This window comes from Mitsuaria sp. TWR114 (assembly GCF_007997345.1).
Genome location: NZ_VOSR01000534.1, coordinates 1 through 2,290 on the forward strand (window position 1 = coordinate 1; position 2,290 = coordinate 2,290).

Annotated in this window: 3 protein-coding genes and 1 pseudogene; 3 read left to right on the forward strand and 1 reads right to left on the reverse strand. The window is 73.0% G+C overall.

What is annotated here, in order from left to right; all coding sequences use genetic code 11:
* From FUT87_RS18650 to FUT87_RS18660, 3 genes are all read left to right on the forward strand, one after another.
* The coding region (locus FUT87_RS18650) for a redoxin domain-containing protein (protein WP_147241991.1) at window positions 1-942 on the forward strand (942 nt) is incomplete at its 5' end.
* A 95-nt stretch (window positions 943-1,037) separates the two neighbouring features.
* The gene (locus FUT87_RS18655; protein ID WP_147241992.1) at window positions 1,038-1,724 is read left to right on the forward strand and encodes a response regulator transcription factor; all 687 of its coding nucleotides are present in this window, start codon (window positions 1,038-1,040) and stop codon (window positions 1,722-1,724) included.
* Complete coding sequence (locus FUT87_RS18660) at window positions 1,724-2,122, forward strand: response regulator transcription factor (RefSeq protein WP_091731060.1); 399 nt, start codon at window positions 1,724-1,726, stop codon at window positions 2,120-2,122. The genes FUT87_RS18655 and FUT87_RS18660 overlap by 1 nt, the downstream gene beginning before the upstream one ends.
* Here FUT87_RS18660 and FUT87_RS29015 read toward each other — a convergent pair.
* Window positions 2,052-2,290: pseudogene (locus tag FUT87_RS29015) on the reverse strand (hypothetical protein); the annotation flags it as partial. The gene FUT87_RS18660 and the pseudogene FUT87_RS29015 sit on opposite strands and share 71 nt — an antisense overlap.

Below are 2,290 nucleotides of genomic sequence, written 5' to 3' on the forward strand. Positions count from 1 at the left end.
GCGCTCGAGGCGCTGCGCGGCAAGGTCGTTGTCGTCAGCTTCTGGACCTACTCCTGCATCAACTGCCTGCGCACGCTGCCTCACGTCCGCGCCTGGGCGCAGCGCTACGCCGGGCAGGGGCTGGTGGTGATCGGCGTGCACTCGCCGGAGTTCGCCTTCGAGAAGGACCCGGCCAACGTGGCGCGCGCGGCCAAGGACCTGAAGCTCGACTACCCGATCGCGCTGGACGACGGCTACCGGATCTGGCGCGCGTACCGCAACCGCTTCTGGCCGGCGATCTACCTGGTCGACGCGCAGGGGCGACTGCGCCATCACCAGTTCGGCGAGGACGGCGCGGACGCCACCGAGCAGGTGATCCAGGCGCTGCTGCGCGAGGCCATGCCGGCGGCCACCGCGCCATCGGCCGCGCGCGCCGGCACCGACCTGAGCGGCGTCGGCATGCCCGCGGACCTCGACAACCTGCGCTCGCCGGAAAGCTACCTCGGGTATGCGCAGGCCAACGCGATGGCGTCGCCGGAGCCGCTGCTGCGCGACCAGCCGCGGCGCTACTCGGCGGGCCGCCTGGGCCTGAACGAATGGGCGCTGTCGGGGATCTGGACCGTGGGGCCGGAGTTCGCGCAGCTGGGCGGCATGACGGCCGGCACCGATGCGAGCGGCCCTGCCGGCGCTGGCGGTGCCGGCGCGATCGCGATCCGCTTCCATGCGCGGGACCTGCACCTGGTGATGGCCGGGCCGCCCGAGGGCGCGCGTTTCGTGCTGACGATCGACGGCCAGCCGCCCGGCGAGGAACACGGCCTGGACGTGGACGCGCAGGGTCGCGGGCGCGTGAACGCCAGCCGGCTCTACCAGCTGGTGCGCCAGCGCGGCGCGGTGCGCGACCGGCGCCTCGAGATCCGCTTCCTGGACCCCGGCGTGCGCGCCTATGCCTTCACCTTCGGCTGAGCGCCCGCTCATACATGCGTATAGGGACGCCCTCGCGGGCGTCCTGGCGCCATTGCTTCTGCTACCTTGCGCGCCTGCGCATCGAGGTGTCCGTCATGCAGTCCCTGATCCCATCGTCCATTCGACCCGGCCCTCCCGCCGTGGCGACCGCGGACGCGGCCGCCCGCCGCACCGTCTACATCGTCGATGACGAGGACCTGATCCGCGGCTCGCTCGCCAGCCTGCTGCGGTCGATGGGCCTGGAGGTGCGCGACTTCCCGACCACCGCCGCCTTCCTCGCCGCGCCCAAGGGCACCGGGCCCGGCTGCCTGGTGCTGGACGTGCGCCTGCGCGGCGAGAGCGGCCTGGCCTTCCAGCAGTCGATGGCGGGCCGCGGGCTCGGGCCGATGCCGGTGATCTTCATGACCGGCCACGGCGACGTGTCGATGACGGTGCGGGCGATGAAGGCGGGCGCGCGCGACTTCCTCGAGAAGCCTTTCCGCGACCAGGACATGATCGATGCGGTGGTCGCCGCGCTGGACGCGGATGCGCGCCGGCTGGCGGTGGAGCGCGCGCTCGACGACGTGCGCGGCTGCTGGGCCTCGCTCACGCCGCGCGAGCGCGAGGTGCTGGGGCATGTCGCCTCGGGGCGCATGAACAAGCAGATCGCCGGCGAGATGGGCATCGCCGAGATCACCGCCAAGATCCACCGCGGGCAGGCGATGCGCAAGATGCGCTCGCGCTCGGTGGCGGAGCTGGTGCGCAAGATGCAGGCCATCGGCGTGATCCGCGAGGCCGCCTGATGCCCGGCATCGGCCACCCGTCGGCGCCGCCGCGCGCGCTCGTGGCCATCGTCGACGACGATCCCTTCGTCCGCGCCGCCACCAGCAGCCTGGTGCGCGCGGTCGGCTGGGAGGCGCGCAGCTACGCGTCGGCGATCGAGTTCCTGGAGGACGAGGTGGCGCCGCGGGTCGGCTGCCTGGTCTGCGACATCCACATGACCCGCCTCGATGGCATCGGGCTGCTGGCGCGGCTGCAGCGCGACGGCCTGGCCGTGCCCACCGTGTTCATCACCGCGCTGACCTCGCCGTCGGTGCGCGAGCGCGCGATGGGACAGGGCGCGCTGTGCGTCATCGAGAAACCGGTCGACGCAGGGGAACTCGAGGACTGGGTGCGCCGCGCGCTGGCGCCAGCCGGCTGACGCCCAGCATCACCACCAGGTTGAGCGCGAGCCCGACGATGCCGATGTTGAGGTCATGCACCCAGCCGGGCGCGGCGGGCAGCAGCGTGCGCGTGGTCGCGCCGGTGACGACGGTGAAGGCGACGAATCCGACGCCGACCAGCAGGCCCGCGATCGCGCGCAGCAGCG

Bases quoted from the DNA above. Each gene is read 5' to 3' on its own strand.
- FUT87_RS18655 (WP_147241992.1), top strand. From the start codon at position 1,038: ATGCAGTCCCTGATCCCATCGTCCATTCGACCCGGCCCTCCCGCCGTG.
- FUT87_RS18660 (WP_091731060.1), top strand. From the start codon at position 1,724: ATGCCCGGCATCGGCCACCCGTCGGCGCCGCCGCGCGCGCTCGTGGCC.